Source organism: Pseudomonas lactucae, from assembly GCF_016937615.1.
Lineage (GTDB): Bacteria > Pseudomonadota > Gammaproteobacteria > Pseudomonadales > Pseudomonadaceae > Aquipseudomonas > Aquipseudomonas lactucae.
Genome location: NZ_JAFHKI010000261.1, coordinates 1 through 536, shown reverse-complemented (window position 1 = coordinate 536; position 536 = coordinate 1). Strand labels below are relative to the sequence as shown.

Annotated in this window: 1 protein-coding gene; it reads left to right on the top strand. The window is 63.1% G+C overall.

The window, feature by feature from the left end:
* Window positions 1–34: 34 nt before the first annotated feature.
* Window positions 35–536: outer membrane protein assembly factor BamB family protein (locus JWR98_RS29150; protein ID WP_205491895.1), on the top strand; the 502-nt coding region annotated here is incomplete at its 3' end.

The following is a 536-nucleotide window of genomic DNA, read 5'->3' as shown; positions in this document are numbered from 1 at the left end:
CCGGGTATAACAAAAAACCGCAGAGGTAGCCGTCATGACCCAACCCGCACGTCGCCAACCCTTCGCCTTGAGTGTGTTGCTCGGTGCCATCCTGTTATCCGGCCAGGCCATGGCCTCGGTCACCGATGAGGACATCCTCCAGGACCCGAAAAACCCCGGGCAGATCGTCACCAACGGCCTGGGCGTGCAGGGCCAGCGCTACAGCCCGCTCGACAGCCTGAACGTCGACAACGTCAAGGACCTGCGCCCGGTCTGGGCGTTTTCGTTTGGCGGCGAGAAACAGCGTGGGCAGCAGGCGCAGCCGATGGTCAAGGACGGGGTGATGTACCTCACCGGTTCCTACTCGCGGGTGTTTGCAGTGGACGCGCGCACCGGCAAGAAGCTCTGGCAATACGACGCGCGCCTGCCCGATGACATCCGTCCGTGCTGTGACGTGATCAATCGGGGCGTGGCGCTGTATGGCGACCTGGTGTTCTTCGGCACCCTCGACGCCAAGCTGGTGGCCCTGAACAAAGACACCGGCAAAGTGGTGTGGA